The following is a 15,279-nucleotide window of genomic DNA, read 5'->3' on the forward strand; positions in this document are numbered from 1 at the left end:
GGGCCGCGAGGGTAGGGAGGGTGGGGGCGGTGTCCACACCCGAGACTCCCCCGCCGCGGGCCGGCCTGCCCACCGCAGGTCGTCTCTCCGGGTGATCCGGACGGCCCCCCGATCGGTCGCCGGCGTGCGTTTGCGGGTCGCCGTACTGCCATACCGGTGTCGTGGGGCCGGAGCAGGCAGGCCCGGACATGCGTCCGGCCCGCTCGGGGATGGCGAGCGGGCCGGGTGGGCAACGGGGGACGGGTGGACCGAGTGGCCTACTCGACCGTGACGGACTTGGCGAGGTTGCGGGGGCGGTCGATGTCCTCACCGAGGGCTCGGGCCGCGTGGTAGGCCAGCAGTTGAGTGGGGATCGTCAGCAGGATCGGGTCGAGTTCGGGTTCGTTGCGCGGGATGTCGATCCGGTCGGCTTCGAGGTCGCCGAGGTCCACTCCCGGGTGGGTGATCACGGTCAGCCGGCCGCCGCGCGCGCGGATCTCGTGTGCCGCCGCGAGATTGCGGCCGACCAGGCCGTCGTCCGGGATGATCGCCACCGTCGGCAGGTCGGCGTCGATCAGCGCGAGCGGACCGTGCTTGAGCTCGCTGCTCGGGTACGCCTCGGCGTGCCGGTAGGTGATCTCCTTGAACTTCTGCGCCGCCTCCCGCGCGACCGGGAAGCCCCGCACCCGGCCGATGAAGAACAGGCTGCGCGCGTGCGCGAGCCGCCGCCCCGCTTCGGCGATGGTCTGCTCGTCGGCCAGGATCTCGGCGATCTGGCCGGGCAGCGCCTGAAGGCCGGCCAGGATCCGCGCGCCGTCCGCGTGCGACAGGTCGTGCACCCGACCGAGCGCCAGCGCCAACAGCGCGAAGCCCACCGACATGTGGGTCAGCGCCTTGGTCGAGGCCACCGAGACCTCGGGCCCCGCGTGCAGGTAGATGCCGCCGTCGCACTGCCGCGCGATGGACGAGCCGACCACGTTGACCAGGCCGACCACCCGACCACCCTTGCGCTGGATCTCGCGCACCGCGAACAACGTGTCGGCGGTCTCGCCGGACTGGCTGACCGCGACGTACAGCGTGTCCGGCTCGATCACCGGATTGCGGTAGCGGAACTCCGAGGCCGGTTCGGCGTCGGCCGGCACCCGGGCCAGGTCCTCGATCAGCCCGGCGCCCAACTGGCCCACGTAGTAGGCCGATCCGCACCCGAGCACCTTGACCCGACGGAACCCGCGCAGTTCGCGCAACTCCATCCGCAGTCCGTCCAGCCGGGCCGAGCCGAACCGGTCGTCGAGCCGCCCGCCCAGCATGCGCTCCACGGAGGAGGGCTGTTCGTGGATCTCCTTGTGCATGAAGTGCTCGTGGCCCGCGAGTTCGAGTTCCTCGACGGTGAGCTCGACCGTGGTGGGCGTCTTGGCGACGTCCTCGTGCTCACGGGTGAAGGTGCGGAAGCCGGTCGCGGTGACGCTCGCCAACTCGCCGTCCTCCAGGTGCACGACCGAACTGGTGTGCCGGACCAGGGCCGCGGCGTCGCTCGCGACGAACATCTCCCGCTCGCCGACCCCGATCACCAGCGGCGAGCCGTTCCGGGCCACCACGATCCGGTCCGGGGTCGCCGCGTCCACGACGGCGATCGCGTACGTCCCGGTCACCTGCGCGAGCGCGGCCACCACGGCCGCCTCCAGGGTGTCCTCGTTCGCCCGGGCGATCAGGTGCGCCAGCGCCTCGGTGTCGGTGTCGGAAGCCAGTTCGACCCCCTCCGCGGTGAGTCGGGCCCGCAACGCCGCCGCGTTGTCGATGATCCCGTTGTGCACGACCTGGATCCGGCCGTCCGCCGAAGCGTGCGGATGCGCGTTGGTCTCCGAGGGCACGCCGTGGGTGGCCCAGCGGGTGTGTCCGATGCCGACCCGGCCCGAGGTCTTGGCCGGCACGGCGGCCGCGAGCGCGTGGACGCGGCCCACCCGACGCACCACCTTGGCCGCGCCGCGCGAGCCCAGCACCGCGATGCCGGCCGAGTCGTAGCCTCGGTACTCCAGCCGGGCGAGTCCTTCGAGCAGGATGGGGGCGGCCTGCTGCGCGCCGATGTAACCCACGATTCCGCACATGCTGCTGCGCTCCTTGCTCTTGGCAGGTCGGTCCGTTCGGCCGCGCCGGGCGGTCGAAGGGTCGGAGGTCGGTCCGTCGGGCACGTCGCGGGTCGCCGGCGAACGGGTCGGCCGAAACGACCCGGTCGAGCCGGGGAACCCGGTCGGCCGGCGGAACCCGTCGGCTCAGCCGTAGATGACGCGCCGCAGTTGACGCTCGGTCAACTCGGGTGGCGCGACGAGGCGATCGCCGAGTTCCGCGGCGATCAGGCGGTAGATCTGCGCGTTGCGCTTGCCGTAGACCTTGTGGTGCCGATGCCGGCGCCGGACGTAGTCCTCGACCGGCTCGCGGTACCAGGCCAGCACGTCGTCGACGATCCGCGCCGCCTCCGAAGGAGAGAGCCCCGTCGTCGCCGCGATGCGCTCCACCAATTCGCCGTCAGCCACCCTCCGATCCTGGACCCGACCCGTCCGGACGGCAAGAATCTGCCCGAATTCGGGCAGATCCCGCCTCTGCGGCGGGCGAGAGCGAGCTCTCGACGCCCGAACCGGTACGCCCTCGCCGGTCAATCCGTCGCCCGCGGGGGCGTGGCCTGGTCACTCCTGCCGCGAGCGCGACACCACATAACCCGCGTCCCGGTCGAAGCTCAGCACCGTGGCTCCGTGGTCGAGGAGGACGCCCAGGGTGTCCCGCAGGGCTGTGCGCCAGGCTCGGGACGTGGTCGGGTCGGTGCGGCGGAGGGATTCGATGTCCGGGGGGACCGCGATCAGTACCGTCTCGGCGTTCGTGCCGGTCGGAGCCGGTCGGCCGGCCCGTATCGTCAGGGCCGACTCGGCGTTCGGGGGCGGCGGGGGCGGGGTCCACTCGTGGCGCACGGCCGCTCGTACCCTCGGATCGTTCAGCTCCCAGGACACCAGGAGCCGGTCGCTCTCGTCACCGCTGTTGACGGTGTCCATCATGTCGCCGTAGAAGTCCGGCAGGTAGGACACCGGACGCGCGCCCAGCTTGGTCACGTTGAAGTGGGCGTTGCGACGGATCAGCGGGTCGTAGGTCCAGGTGATCCGGCGCAGCCCGCGCGCGAGGGCCCAGCCGCGCTGGTGCGTCTTGAGCGCGAAGCCCGCACCGCTCCCGGCCAGCGCGCCGGTGACGTGCGAGTGCAGCGTCTCGCCGATCGGCGCGCCCAGGAAGGCGACCGTCGCACCGACCATTCGACCGCCCCGATACGCCCCGGCGACGTAGTTCCCGGCGTACGTAAGCGCCCGCATCAACTCGACGGTCACCGGGAGGCCCTGCCCCGGCACGGCCGGCCAGATCCCGCCGTACAGGTGCTCGACGTCGCGAAACTCGTCGATCTCGCGCAGTTCGCGCACGTCCGGCTCGCCCACTCCCGGTGCACGCCCTCCCGGCTCGCGCACGCCCGGTTCACGCGCCTGCGAATCACCCATTCCAGCCGCACCGCCCCTCATCCCACATCTCGTCGTGTTTCGTCGTGCCCCTGGTGTGTTCGGCTACCCCTGGACGGCACCGCGCGAACGACCCGGGTCCCCTCCCGACCCCCTCGGTGACGCGCTTCACACGCAAACAAATCGACCGAGCAATCACCGCCCGGCAAGATCTTTGCGTCTTCGGCCCTAAATCTCGCAAGGTACTTGCGTCCTGGAGGCGCCGTTGGTGTGCTTACCGCACCCCACCCCACCCCCAGCCGCCACACCCATCCGGCTACGACGGAGGCTTCCGTGCGCACAGATCAGGCTTCGCCTTCGCTTCCGGTCCCGGTGGCGCAGGACGCGCCCACGTCCTTCCCGGATGTCTCCCTGGACGACAAGTACACCGCCGAGCAGGGCCGCGTGCTGATCTCGGGTGTGCAGGCGCTGATCCGACTGACCCTGGAACAGCGCCGTCTGGACATCGCGCGCGGCCTGGACACCCGGGTCTTCGTCAGCGGTTACCAGGGTTCGCCGCTGGGTGGCGTGGACCTGGAGATGGGTCGCGCCAAGCGCTGGCTGGACCCGGCCGGCGTGGTGTTCCAGGCGGGGTTGAACGAGGAACTGGCCGCGACCGCGGTCGCCGGGACGCAGCTCGTCGACCAGACCCCGGGCGCCCGGTACGCCGGCGTGACCGGATTCTGGTACGGCAAGAACCCGGGCCTGGACCGGGCCGCGGACGCGATCCGGCACGCGACGATGGCCGGTACCGCCCCGCTCGGCGGCGCCGTCGCGTGGATCGGCGACGACCCGGGCAGCAAGTCGTCGACGGTGCCCAGCTCGTGCGAGCCGATGATGGAAAGCCTGTCGATGCCGCTGCTCGCACCCGGCACGGTCGGCGAGATCGTCGAGTTCGGCCTGCACGCGGTGGCCATGTCCCGCGCGTGCGGCCTGTGGACCGGCCTGAAGATCGTCGCCGACATCGCCGACGCGTCGACCACGGTGGACGTGTCCGCGTGGGGCAAGGGCATCCCGGTCCCGGCGGCGACCAAGCGCGGCACGCTGCCCACCCTGGTCGGCCCGGCCGCGCTCGACGCCGAGCACGACCTGATCACCCGTCGGCTCGACCTGGCCCGCGCCTACGCCCGGGAGCACCGGCTCAACCGGATCGAGCGGGACGCCCCCGACGCCCGCCTCGGCATCCTCGCCGCGGGCGTGTCGTTCTCGGTGGTCCGCCGCGCGCTCGCCGACCTCGGCCTGGACGGGGACGACACACTCGGCGTCCGGCTGATCCGGATCGGCATGCCGTTCCCGCTGGACGACGCCGAACTGGCCGAACTCACCGACGGCCTGGACGAGGTGCTGGTCGTCGAGGACAAGGTGCCGTTCCTGGAGGCCCGCCTCAAGGAGGCGCTGTACCGTCGCCCGGACGCGCCGCGCATCGTCGGTCGCCGGGACGACACCGGTCGCCCGCTGCTCACCGCGCGTGGCACGCTCGGCGCGGACGACGTGGCCCGGGCCATCGCCGCGCGCATCGGCGTCGAGCGGCTGCCCGCGTCCGCGACCGCGTACCTGGCCACCCTCGCCCCCCGGCGCCCGTCGCGGATCGCGCTGCCGATGTTGGCCTCGCGCACCCCGTACTTCTGTTCCGGTTGTCCGCACAACGCCTCCACCCGCACCGCCGACGACACCCTGGTCGGCGTCGGCATCGGCTGCCACGTGATGATCGCGCTGGACGGCAAGGGCCGAGGGCATCAGCTCGGGCTGACCCAGATGGGCGGCGAGGGCGCGCAGTGGATCGGCCTGATGCCGTTCACCGACGACAAGCACTTCGTGCAGAACCTCGGCGACGGCACCTTCCACCACTCCGGGTCGCTGGCGATCCGGGCCGCCGTCGCGGCCGGCGCCAAGATGACCTACAAGCTGCTGTACAACGACGCGGTCGCGATGACCGGCGGCCAGAAGGCCGAAGGGCGGCTGGACGTACCGGCGTTGACCCGCTGGCTCGCGGTCGAGGGGGTGCGCCGGGTGGTGGTCACCACCGACGACCCGCGCGGCTACCGCGGAGTTCGGCTCGACCCGATCGCCACTGTCCGCCACCGTGACGAACTCTCCGATGTCGAGCGTGAGTTGGCCGCCCTCGATGGCGTCACTGTGCTGATCCACGACGACCGGTGCGCGGCCGAGGAGCGCCGGCTGCGCAAGCGTGGGCAGTTGCCGACCCCGGCCGAGAAGGTGGTCGTCAACGAGCGGGTGTGCGAGGGCTGCGGCGACTGCGGGGACAAGTCCTCGTGCCTGTCGGTGCAGCCGGTGGACACCGAGTTCGGCCGCAAGACGCACATCCACCAGGGCTCGTGCAACTCGGACTTCAGTTGCCTGAACGGCGACTGCCCGTCCTTCCTGCTGGTCGAGCCGGGCACCCGCAAGGCCCGGAGCATACCTGCCCTGCCGCTGGAACCGGCGCTGCCCGCGCGTCGGGTCACCGACGCCGACCTGCTGGTGCGGATGCCCGGGATCGGTGGCACCGGCGTGGTGACCGTGTCCTCGATCCTGCAGATGGCAGCCCACCTGGACGGGCTGTACGCGGCCGGCCTCGAGCAGACCGGCCTGGCCCAGAAGGGCGGCCCGGTGGTGTCCGACCTGCGCATCTCGAACCGGCCGATCGACGGCGCGCTGCGCGCCTCGCGGGCCGGCGCGGACGTGCTGATCGGCTTCGACCTGCTCGGCACGGCGGCCGCGAGCAACCTGGCCACCGCCGACCCGGAGCGCACCGTCGCCGTGGTCAACACCGCGATCGTGCCGACCGCCGCGATGGTCACCAACCAGATCGCGCTGCCCGGTTCACCGACCGAGACGCTGGAGCGCATCGACGCGGCGACCAGGCGCGCCGAGAACCTGTACCTGGACGCGCTGGGCCTGTCCGAGGCGCTGTTCGCCGACCACATGCCGGCCAACATGATCCTGATCGGCGCCGCGTTCCAGCACGGCTGCCTGCCGCTGAGCGCGAGTGCGATCGAGCGGGCGATCACCCTCAACGGCGCGGCCGTGGACAAGAACCTGGCGGCGTTCCGCTGGGGTCGGGCGATGGCCGTGGACCCGGCCGCGGTACTGGCCGCCGCCGTCGAGGCGCCGCCGCGCGCGGTGGTCGAGGTCGACGCGGCCTCGGCCGCGCTGGCCGACGGCTCGGGCGGCGAGGCCGAGCTGCGCGAGGTGCTGGGCACCCGGATCGCCGACCTGACGGGCTACCAGGACGCGGCCTACGCCCGCCGGTACGCCGACGACGTGCGCGCGGTCCGGACCCTGGCGATCGAGCGGGCCGGCGCGCCGGCGGGTGAGCGCGTCGCGGTGGCGTACGCGCGGGCACTGCACCACCTGATGGCCTACAAGGACGAGTACGAGGTGGCCCGCCTGCACCTGGACCCGGTCGAACAGGCCCGTCGGGACGCCGAGTTCGGCCCGGACGCGGCGGTCTCGGTGCTGCTGCACCCGCCGGTGCTGCGCTACCTGGGGATGAAGCGCAAGATCCGGCTGCGCCGCACGGCGGTGCCGGCCTTCCGGGCCCTGCGCGCCGCGCGCGGCCTGCGCGGGACCCGCCTGGACGTGTTCGGCTACGCCGAGGTGCGTCGGGTCGAGCGCGAACTGGTGCCGCAGTACCGGAACCTGGTCCGGGCCGCGCTGCGCGAGCTGTCCGCCGCCAACGTGGACGCGGTGGTGGCGCTGGTCGCGCTGCCCGAGTCGATCCGCGGCTACGAGGAGATCAAGCTCGCCCGGGTCGCCGAGTACCGCACGGCGGCGCGCACCGCGCTGGCCGAACTGACCGCGCCCGCCCCGGTCGACGGGGCCGCCGACCCCGCGCTCGTCTGGGCCGGCTGAACCGCTTCCCGCCTCGGCCGGCCCCTCGGGGCCGGCCTTCCCTCCCCCGACACCCCCGACACCCCCGACACCCTCGACTTCCGGAGCAGCCGTGACCGTCGACCGCCTCCTGCCCACTCGGGACGCCGAGGACCTGCTCGATCTCACCCGTACCGTCGCGGATCGCGAGCTGGCACCCATCGCCGCGCGCTACGAACGTGACGAGACCTACCCCGAGGGGTTGTTCGGCATCCTGGGCGAGGTGGGCCTGCTGGGTCTGCCGTACGCCGAGGAGGACGGCGGCAGCGGCCAGCCCTACGAGGTCTACCTCCAGGTCCTGGAGGAACTGGCCGCGCGCTGGGCGGCGGTGGCGGTCGCCACCAGCGTGCACACGCTGGCCTGCTTCCCGGTGGCCACCTACGGCACGCCCGAGCAGCGCGAGCGGTGGTTGCCGCGGATGCTGGAGGGCCGGTTGATCGGCGGGTACAGCCTGTCCGAACCGCACGCGGGCTCGGACGCGGCCGCGATCGTCTGCAAGGCGCGCCCGGTCGCCGACGGGTATCGGATCAACGGCACCAAGGCGTGGATCACGCACGGCGGAAAGGCTGACTTCTACGCTCTGTTCGCCCGGACCGGCGAGGGCAGTCGGGGCATCTCGTGCTTCCTGGCGCCGGGCGCGGCCGAGGGGCTGGAATTCGGTCGGCCCGAGGAGAAGATGGGCCTGAACGCGGTGCCCACGACCAACGCGTTCTGGGACGGCGCGATCCTGGACCGGGACCGCCTGATCGGGGCCGAGGGCCAGGGGTTGGCGATCGCGTTGAGCGCGCTGGACTCGGGCCGGTTGGGCATCGCTGCGTGCGCGACGGGATTGGCCCAGGCCGCGTTGGACGCCGCGGTCGAGTACGCCAACGAACGCACCACGTTCGGCCGTCGGATCGTCGACCACCAGGGTCTGGGCTTCCTGCTCGCCGACATGGCCGCCGCCGTCGACTCCGCACGCGCGACCTACCTGGACGCGGCCCGCCGCCGCGACCTGGGCCGTCCGTACAGTCGCCAGGCCAGCGTCGCGAAGCTGGTCGCCACCGACGCGGCGATGAAGGTCACCACGGACGCGGTCCAGGTGTTCGGCGGATGCGGCTACACCCGCGAGTTCCCGGTCGAGCGCTACATGCGCGAGGCCAAAATCATGCAGATCTTCGAGGGCACCAACCAGATCCAACGCATGGTCATCGCCCGGCAGTTCGCCCGGGCCGCGAAGGAGTAGGCCGATGCCCGCGAAGAACGCGGCGCGCTAGGGGCGCGCTCCGACGGTCGCCCCGACGGTGGCCTGGAGTGCGGGCAGGTAGCCCTGGCTCTGGCCCGCGCCGTTGGGGTGGTAGGACTCGTCGATGGGCAGCTTGATGCCGTTGATCCAGGGGTTCGAGCCGCATACGCCGTGTCCGGCGAAGCGGTTGCGCACATCGGCGTAGTCGGCGTTCGCCGCGCCGGCCCGCCCTCGGGTGATGTCGGCCAGGGTGTCGGCGGCCTGGTTGAGGATGGTGCGCTTGTAGGTGCTCATGCCCAGGAAGCACCCGCCGAGTTCGAACAGGCGCGGGTAACCGAGCACAACCAGCCGCGCGTTGGGCGCGCGGTTGTGGATCTGCGCGTACGTGGCGTCCAGGTCGGCGGGGAGCTTCGTCGTCGCGTAGGTCTTCGCCTTGTCCACGGCGACCGAGCAGTCGTTGTCCGAGCCCAGCACGCAGGACTTGACGGTGTCGACGAACCCGGCGTCGTTGCCGCCGATGCTGATGGTCACCAGGGTGGTCGCGGAGTTCAGCACGGACAGTTGGCCCGCGCGGACGTCGGCGGTCTTGGCGCCGGAGCAGGCGACGAAGGCGAAGCCGCCGCCCGGGTGGCTGTTGTTCCACAGGGCCGGGTAGGAGTTGGCGCTGCGCTTGCAGGCGCCGCTGTCGGGCAGGTAGTTGCCCGCGCCGACACCGGCGCTGTACGAGTCGCCCAGGGCCGCGTAGTTCGACGCGGAGGCGGCATGGGCGGTCGGCGTGACGAATGCGGTCCCGGCGGCGACGGTGACGGCCACGACCGTCGCGGACAGGGTGCGAGGCAGCGAGAGCACGAGTGGACTCCTCGGCGGACGTGGGGACGTCGGCGGAGGCATCGACGGAAGTTGCGCTGTCCGAACCCGATGACCCGTCGGGATGCCGAGCCGGAACGCCCGTTCGCGGTCCGGATCTTCCGCAGTCGTCGCCCTTGGTGCTCGGATGGGGTCCCTCATCGTCCCGTGCCGAAATCACCCCTGCATAGGCGGATTTCGGCCCCGACCGCCGACCCCGGCAATGTTCACCGGCCGGCCGCTCGGCGTTCTCGCGGGAATATCCAGGCCGCGCCTCAGCGACGGGTCAGGTCCGGGCGCAGCCGTTGCCAGGTCGGGTGGCGGAGTCGGCCGGCGGTGGTCCAGCCGGAGACGGTGACCTCGGCGACCAGGCGGGGTTCGACCCACTGCGCGCCGGGGATGTCGGCGAATCCGGCGAAGGGCGAGTCGGCACGGGTCAACGCGCCCAGATATTCGCCGAGTTCGCCGCGCTCGGCGGCGGTCAGACCGTCCTCCACCGTGCCGACGAAGCGCAGCCCGTCCGGTGCGTCGACGCCCACGAGCAGGCTGCCCGGGAGGCCGCGCAGGTCGCCTCGGCCCTCGACCCAGCCGCCGATGACCACGTCGTGCGTCTCGATGTGCTTGGCCTTGATCCAGTCCGGGGAGCGGCGCCCGGGCTGGTAGTCCGAGGCCAGCCGTTTGCCCACGATGCCCTCGTACCCGTGGTGCAGGCTCGTCGCCCACGCGTGCTGCACGTCGCCCTCGCTCCATTCGGGCGTGGACCACCGGGGGCCGGCCAGGTCCAGGCTCTCCAGGAGCATCCGGCGCTCGCGGTACGGGGTGGGCAGCAGCGAGCGGCCGTCCAGGTACATCACGTCGAAGAGCATCAGGTGCACCGGCGCGTCCATGGTCAGCCGGGCCACCTTGCGCGGGTTCACCACGCCCATCCGCCGTCGGAGCAGTTCGAGGTCGGGGCGCCCGCGATCGTCGAGCACCACGATCTCGCCGTCGAGCACGGCCTGCCGCTGTCCGTGCTGCTCGCCGAGGCCGGCCAGCTCGGGATAGGTGCGGGTGACGTCCTCGCCCTCGCTCGAGACCAGCCGTACGGTCCGGTCCCCCGCGCAGTACGCCACCGTGCGGGCGCCGTCCCAGTTGACCTCGAAGCCCCAGTCGAGGTCGTAGCCCGCCCCGGGCAGCGGCGCGGCGGTGGCCAGCATCGGCTGAATCTCGGGCAGTACGGCGTGAACTTGATCCTGACCGGCCATGCCTCGATCATCGGCGGGCCGCATCGCCGCCGCCGGCGGAGCGTGCACCGTGTTTCGTACACGCGTTCGATCCAGCGCTCGTCGGCCCCCGTGTCCCGGACCGGTACGCCGGTCGAGACCGGGAGCCATTCGAGCGAGCGCCTCGGGCGGCGGTCCGCCGACGGGGGCACTCCGGGTCGCTCAGGCCCGGGAGCGGCCCGTCACCGCCGCGACCGCGGCGGCGATGCGCGCGGTGACCTCAGCCTGGTGATCGGTCAGGTAGAAGTGACCTCCGGAAAAGGTGTGCAGGGCGAATGTGCCGATCGTGTGTTCGCGCCAGGACATCGCCTCGTCGAGGGTGACCTTCGGGTCGCTGTCTCCGATCAGCACCGTGATCGGGCACTCCAGCGGGTTCGCGGAAGCGCACTTGTACGTCTCGATCGCGCGGTAGTCGGCGCGCAGTGCGGGCAGCACCATGCGCAGCACCTCCTCGTCCGCCAGGATGCTCGCGTCCGTGCCGCTCATCGAGCGCAGTTCGGCGGCCAGCCCCGCGTCGTCCAGGAGGTGGAGCCGCTCGTCGCGCCCCCGGTCCGGGGCCCGGCGGCCGGAGGCGATCAGCGCGGCGGGCGGCACCCGCAACCGGCGGGCCACCTCGTAGCCGAGGATCGCGCCCATGCTGTGGCCGAACAGGATCAGCGGACTCCGCTCGTCCAGCCACGGATCCAGGGCCTCGGTAATCCGGTCCGCCAGGGTGTCGATGTCGTCGATGAGCGGTTCGGCGCGCCGATCCTGGCGCCCCGGGTACTGCACGCCGAGCACCTCGGCCCGACCCTCGAGCGCCGCCGACAGCGGAAACCAGAAGCTCGCCGATCCACCCGCGTGCGGCAGGGCGACCAGGCGCGGCAGCGGTTTCGCGGCCGGATGGAATCGGCGGATCCAGGCATCCGAGACGGCGGAGGCGGTAGTCATGTGACGGGTTCCTTCCCGATCGTCGCTGTTGATCATCGCTGCACGGTGCCGGCCGGCTACCCGGCGAGCGAGTCGGTCCGCGTGCCCCGCGGCTCCACCCCGGTGAGCACCGCGTGCTGTACCTCGCGCAACGCCCGGGACGGCTCCAGGCCCAGGACCTCGCGCAGCGCTCCCCGCGTGCCCTGGTACACCGCGAGCGCGTCGCCGCGCCGGCCGCAGTGGTTGAGCGCGACCATCAGGTGCCGGGCGAAGTTCTCGTGCAGCGGATACTCGGCGGTCAGCGCGTACAGCCGCGCGACGCTCTCCCGATAGCGGCCGAGCGCGAGGTTGGCCTCGATCAGCATTTCCAGGCACTCCAGCCGGGACGCGTCCAGCCGCGCGGCGTGCGCGCGCACGATCGGCCCCTGGGCGACGCCCGCGTACGCGGGCCCCCGCCACAGGTCGAGCGCGCTCGTGAAGGTCTCCGCCGCCTCGTGCCGCCGCCCGGCGCACAGTCCCGCCCGGCCTCGGTCGACCAGGCCGTGGAACGCGTCCGCGTCCAGCCGGTCCGGTCCCGCGTGCAGCACGTAGCCGCCCGCGCAGGTGGCCAACGGGCCGTGCCGCGCGGGCCCCTGGGCGCCGAGCATCGCCCGCAGCCGGGAAACGTACACGTGCACCGTGGACTTGGCCCGCTGCGGTCCGGCGTCGGGCCAGATCTCGGCCACGATCTGCTCGACGGTCAGCAATTGGCCCCGCCGCGCGAGCAGGGCGGCCAGGAGGGTCTCCGGCTTGGGCGCCGCGATCGTGCGCGGCTCATGGCCGTCGACGATCCGCACGGGGCCGAGAATCTCGTACCGCAACGGCTCTTCCCTCTCTTTGACGGTCGGGTCTTGCGCTCTCCGGCGGTCCGGTCTTGCTTCCTGACGACGGTGACATACGCCGGGCGTGTGGCGTACCCCTGACCGACCCCTACGCGACCTTGCGCGGGACTTGCGTGCGGGTCGGACCACGCCGTGTCGGCCTTCCCAGCGCACCGCGAACCCGCTTATGGTCGATCGATGAGCACTGCCCGTTTGCCCGAGCGCGCGCTGTACGCAGTCAGCGACCTGCATTCCGCGATCCCGTCCAACCGCGTACTCGTCGAGGGCATCCGGCCCGGAACCGACGAGGACTGGATCCTGGTCGCGGGTGACGTGGCCGAGCACATCGAGGAGACCCAAGCGACCCTTCGGCTGCTCGCCGAGCGTTTCGCGCGCGTGGTGTGGGTCCCGGGAAACCACGAGTTGTGGTCCACACCGGATGATCCGGTGCAACTGCGCGGCGAGCGGCGCTACCGCCATCTGGTGGCGATGTGCCGGGAGTTGGGCGTGCTCACCCCCGAGGACCCGTTCCCGGTCTGGGACGGTCCGGGCGGTCGGGTCACCGTGGCACCGTTGTTCGTGCTCTACGACTACACCTGGCGCCCGCCCGGCACGACCACACAGCAGGAGGCGCTGGACGCCGCGTACGCCGCGGGCGTGGTGTGCAGCGACGAGTTCATGCTGCACCCCGACCCCTATCCGACCCGAGGCGAGTGGTGCCGGGCCCGGGTGGCGTACAGCGAGGGCCGACTCGCGGCGGCGGCCGATCCGGACGCGCCGCTGTTGCTGGTCAATCACTTCCCGCTGGTCCGGCAGCCCACGGACGTGTTGTGGTACCCGGAGTTCGCGCAGTGGTGCGGCACCGACCTCACCGCCGACTGGCATCGCCGCTTCCCGACCGCCGCCGTCGTCTACGGCCACCTGCACATCCCGCGCACCACGTGGTACGACGGGGTGCGCTTCGAGGAGGTCTCGCTCGGCTATCCGCGCGAGCGCAAGAACGGGCTGCGCCGGCCGATCCCGCGCCGGATCGTGCCCGCCGAGACCGCCGACACCTCCCGTACGGACCAACAGGCGGGCGCCCGATGACCGCCGCGCGTCCCGTCGACCGGACGCTGATCGCCCGCGTGCTGCCGCCCGAGGTGTTCGCCGAGGAGTCCTTCGACGACCCCGACGGGCCGCCGCTGTTCCCGGCCGAGGAGGCGCTGCTCGCCAAGGCGGTGGACAAGCGCCGCCGCGAGTTCACCACCGTACGGCGCTGCGCTCGCCGCGCGTTGGCCCGGATGGGTGTCCCCGCCGCACCGCTGCTGCCGGGGTTGCGCGGCGCGCCCGGGTGGCCGGCGGGCGTGGTCGGCAGCATGACGCACTGCGCCGGGTACCGTGCCGCGGCCGTCGCCGATCGGGCCGTGCTGCTCACCCTGGGCATCGACGCCGAACCGGCACTGCCGCTGCCCGAGGGGGTGTTGACGACCGTCTCGTCCGAGACCGAGCGCAAGCACCTGCTCGACCTGGCCGCCGCTCGACCCGAGATCGCCTGGGATCGGCTGTTGTTCAGCGCCAAGGAGTCGGTCTACAAGGCGTGGTTCCCGCTCACCGAACGGTGGTTGGACTTCGCCGAGGCCGAGGTCGAATTCGATCCGGTGGCCGGCACGTTCGCCGCCCGGCTGTTGATCGAGGACCGACCGCTGGACGGGTTCGCCGGTCGCTGGCAGGTCGACGCGGGCATCGCACTGACCACGATCGCGGTGGCCCGCTAGGGCGTGTCCGCAGTCCCCCACCGCGTTCCACGGATCGGGGCGGGCCGTCGGCCGCGCCCCGATCCGCGCGTTTCTCACTCCCGGGCGAAGCGCACCACGTTGTCCGCCGTGGGCCGCCACGCCCGGGCGAACTCCTCCGGCAGGTCGATCCGGTCCAGGATCGGATGCCGGGGCACCGAGACCCGGTACTTGATCCGCCAGCCCCGCGGCGTGCGTTCGAGGATGTCGTAGTAGTCCCCGCCGTGCACCTCGCCGTCGGTCAGCGTGGCGATGTACCGGCTGCGGGCCCGCACCGTGCCGCCCGCGTCCACCAACAGCACCGTGTCCAGCGTCTGGTGGTCGGGTGTGTCCGGGCTGCGTCGACCGGTGAACTGCCGGGCCGAGGCCAGGCCGTCGATCGTGTAGCCATTGCCGATGGTGTTCTCGATCACCGCGTCGTCGGTGAACACCCGGTCCAGCTCGCCGATGTCGTCGTTGTCGAAGACGTGTGCGAACAGCGCGAGGGTGTCGTGGATGCCCGCGACGTCCTCGGCGGTCAGCCTCGCCGCGCCGGCGGTCACGGTGCGACCACCTCGGAAAGCCGTACCGGAAGCGGGAATTCCGCCTTGGGCACGCCCGCGCCGGCCTGCCGGGGGGCGCGCGGCAGGCTCAGTCGGTAGGCGATCCGCCAGCCGTGCGGAGTCTCCCGCAGGATGTCCAGGAACTCGCCGCCGGTCAGCCGGCCCGCCGGGTTGATCCCGATGTACCGGCTGCGGGCCTGGACCTGCCCGTGCCCGTCCACCTCGACGGTGGTGTTGAGCGTGTGGTGGTCCGGCGTCGCCGCGCTCTTGCCCCGGGTGTACTCGGCGAACTCGGCGATGCCCCGGAAGGATCGCGGCGCGCCGACGCCGATCTCGACCACGACGTCCTCGGTGAACACGAGATCGAGCCCGGCCACGTCCCCGTTGTCGAAGACGTGCGCGAACAGCGCGAGTGTGCGGTGGATCTCGGCGAGATCCACCGGGGACAGTACCTTCGTCATGAATTTCCCAGCCTCGAAGTGGT

At 72.2% G+C, this 15,279-nt stretch carries 13 protein-coding genes; 4 read left to right on the forward strand and 9 right to left on the reverse strand.

Annotation, left to right across the window (positions count from 1 at the left end; all coding sequences use genetic code 11):
- Positions 1 to 257 precede the first annotated feature (257 nt).
- The 3 genes from glmS to ACIBSV_RS04225 form a co-directional block, all read right to left on the reverse strand.
- The gene (glmS, locus tag ACIBSV_RS04215) at positions 258 to 2,081 is read right to left on the reverse strand and encodes a glutamine--fructose-6-phosphate transaminase (isomerizing) (protein WP_395859406.1); all 1,824 of its coding nucleotides are present in this window, start codon (positions 2,079 to 2,081) and stop codon (positions 258 to 260) included.
- A gap of 165 nt (positions 2,082 to 2,246) precedes the next feature.
- Complete coding sequence (locus tag ACIBSV_RS04220; protein WP_395859407.1) at positions 2,247 to 2,507, reverse strand: hypothetical protein; 261 nt, start codon at positions 2,505 to 2,507, stop codon at positions 2,247 to 2,249.
- A gap of 150 nt (positions 2,508 to 2,657) precedes the next feature.
- On the reverse strand, positions 2,658 to 3,506 hold the full coding sequence (locus ACIBSV_RS04225; protein WP_395859408.1) for a GNAT family N-acetyltransferase: 849 nt from the start codon (positions 3,504 to 3,506) through the stop codon (positions 2,658 to 2,660).
- A 291-nt stretch (positions 3,507 to 3,797) separates the two neighbouring features.
- Between ACIBSV_RS04225 and ACIBSV_RS04230 the strand changes: the two genes are divergently transcribed.
- Positions 3,798 to 7,358 carry an indolepyruvate ferredoxin oxidoreductase family protein gene (locus ACIBSV_RS04230; protein WP_395859409.1) on the forward strand — a complete coding sequence of 1,187 codons (3,561 nt, stop codon included), beginning with the start codon at positions 3,798 to 3,800 and terminating at the stop codon, positions 7,356 to 7,358.
- Between the two features lie 91 nt (positions 7,359 to 7,449).
- Complete coding sequence (locus ACIBSV_RS04235; RefSeq protein ID WP_395859410.1) at positions 7,450 to 8,601, forward strand: acyl-CoA dehydrogenase family protein; 1,152 nt, start codon at positions 7,450 to 7,452, stop codon at positions 8,599 to 8,601.
- A 27-nt stretch (positions 8,602 to 8,628) separates the two neighbouring features.
- On the opposite strand, the gene ACIBSV_RS04240 is transcribed toward ACIBSV_RS04235, so the two are convergent.
- The 4 genes from ACIBSV_RS04240 to ACIBSV_RS04255 form a co-directional block, all read right to left on the reverse strand.
- Positions 8,629 to 9,450: an SGNH/GDSL hydrolase family protein gene (locus ACIBSV_RS04240; protein WP_395859411.1), complete on the reverse strand. Its 822-nt coding sequence runs from the start codon at positions 9,448 to 9,450 to the stop codon at positions 8,629 to 8,631.
- 272 nt (positions 9,451 to 9,722) lie between these two features.
- Entirely contained in the window at positions 9,723 to 10,691 is a 969-nt protein-coding gene (gene ligD / locus ACIBSV_RS04245) for a non-homologous end-joining DNA ligase (protein ID WP_395859412.1), read from the reverse strand.
- 180 nt (positions 10,692 to 10,871) lie between these two features.
- Positions 10,872 to 11,639 carry a thioesterase II family protein gene (locus tag ACIBSV_RS04250; protein WP_395859413.1) on the reverse strand — a complete coding sequence of 256 codons (768 nt, stop codon included), beginning with the start codon at positions 11,637 to 11,639 and terminating at the stop codon, positions 10,872 to 10,874.
- Between the two features lie 56 nt (positions 11,640 to 11,695).
- Positions 11,696 to 12,478 (reverse strand): BTAD domain-containing putative transcriptional regulator, encoded by a 783-nt coding sequence (locus ACIBSV_RS04255; protein WP_395859414.1) that lies wholly within the window; start codon positions 12,476 to 12,478, stop codon positions 11,696 to 11,698.
- 198 nt (positions 12,479 to 12,676) lie between these two features.
- Between ACIBSV_RS04255 and ACIBSV_RS04260 the strand changes: the two genes are divergently transcribed.
- On the forward strand, positions 12,677 to 13,567 hold the full coding sequence (locus ACIBSV_RS04260; RefSeq protein WP_395859415.1) for a metallophosphoesterase: 891 nt from the start codon (positions 12,677 to 12,679) through the stop codon (positions 13,565 to 13,567).
- On the forward strand, positions 13,564 to 14,235 hold the full coding sequence (locus tag ACIBSV_RS04265; RefSeq protein WP_395859416.1) for a 4'-phosphopantetheinyl transferase: 672 nt from the start codon (positions 13,564 to 13,566) through the stop codon (positions 14,233 to 14,235). Before ACIBSV_RS04260 ends, ACIBSV_RS04265 begins: the two co-directional genes overlap by 4 nt.
- 74 nt (positions 14,236 to 14,309) lie before the next feature.
- Here ACIBSV_RS04265 and ACIBSV_RS04270 read toward each other — a convergent pair whose 3' ends face one another.
- Entirely contained in the window at positions 14,310 to 14,795 is a 486-nt protein-coding gene (locus tag ACIBSV_RS04270; protein WP_395859417.1) for a nuclear transport factor 2 family protein, read from the reverse strand.
- A complete protein-coding gene (locus ACIBSV_RS04275) occupies positions 14,792 to 15,256 on the reverse strand; it encodes a nuclear transport factor 2 family protein (protein ID WP_395859418.1) in 465 nt (154 codons plus the stop codon). Before ACIBSV_RS04275 ends, ACIBSV_RS04270 begins: the two co-directional genes overlap by 4 nt.
- Between the last annotated feature and the right edge of the window lie 23 nt (positions 15,257 to 15,279).

Origin of the sequence: Embleya sp. NPDC050154, from assembly GCF_044460165.1 — a bacterium.
Taxonomy (GTDB): Bacteria; Actinomycetota; Actinomycetes; order Streptomycetales; family Streptomycetaceae; genus Embleya.

Bases quoted from the DNA above. Each gene is read 5' to 3' on its own strand.
- glmS (WP_395859406.1), bottom strand. From the start codon at position 2,081: ATGTGCGGAATCGTGGGTTACATCGGCGCGCAGCAGGCCGCCCCCATC.
- ACIBSV_RS04225 (WP_395859408.1), bottom strand. From the start codon at position 3,506: ATGGGTGATTCGCAGGCGCGTGAACCGGGCGTGCGCGAGCCGGGAGGG.
- ligD (WP_395859412.1), bottom strand. From the start codon at position 10,691: ATGGCCGGTCAGGATCAAGTTCACGCCGTACTGCCCGAGATTCAGCCG.
- ACIBSV_RS04250 (WP_395859413.1), bottom strand. From the start codon at position 11,639: ATGACTACCGCCTCCGCCGTCTCGGATGCCTGGATCCGCCGATTCCAT.
- ACIBSV_RS04260 (WP_395859415.1), top strand. From the start codon at position 12,677: ATGAGCACTGCCCGTTTGCCCGAGCGCGCGCTGTACGCAGTCAGCGAC.
- ACIBSV_RS04265 (WP_395859416.1), top strand. From the start codon at position 13,564: ATGACCGCCGCGCGTCCCGTCGACCGGACGCTGATCGCCCGCGTGCTG.
- ACIBSV_RS04275 (WP_395859418.1), bottom strand. From the start codon at position 15,256: ATGACGAAGGTACTGTCCCCGGTGGATCTCGCCGAGATCCACCGCACA.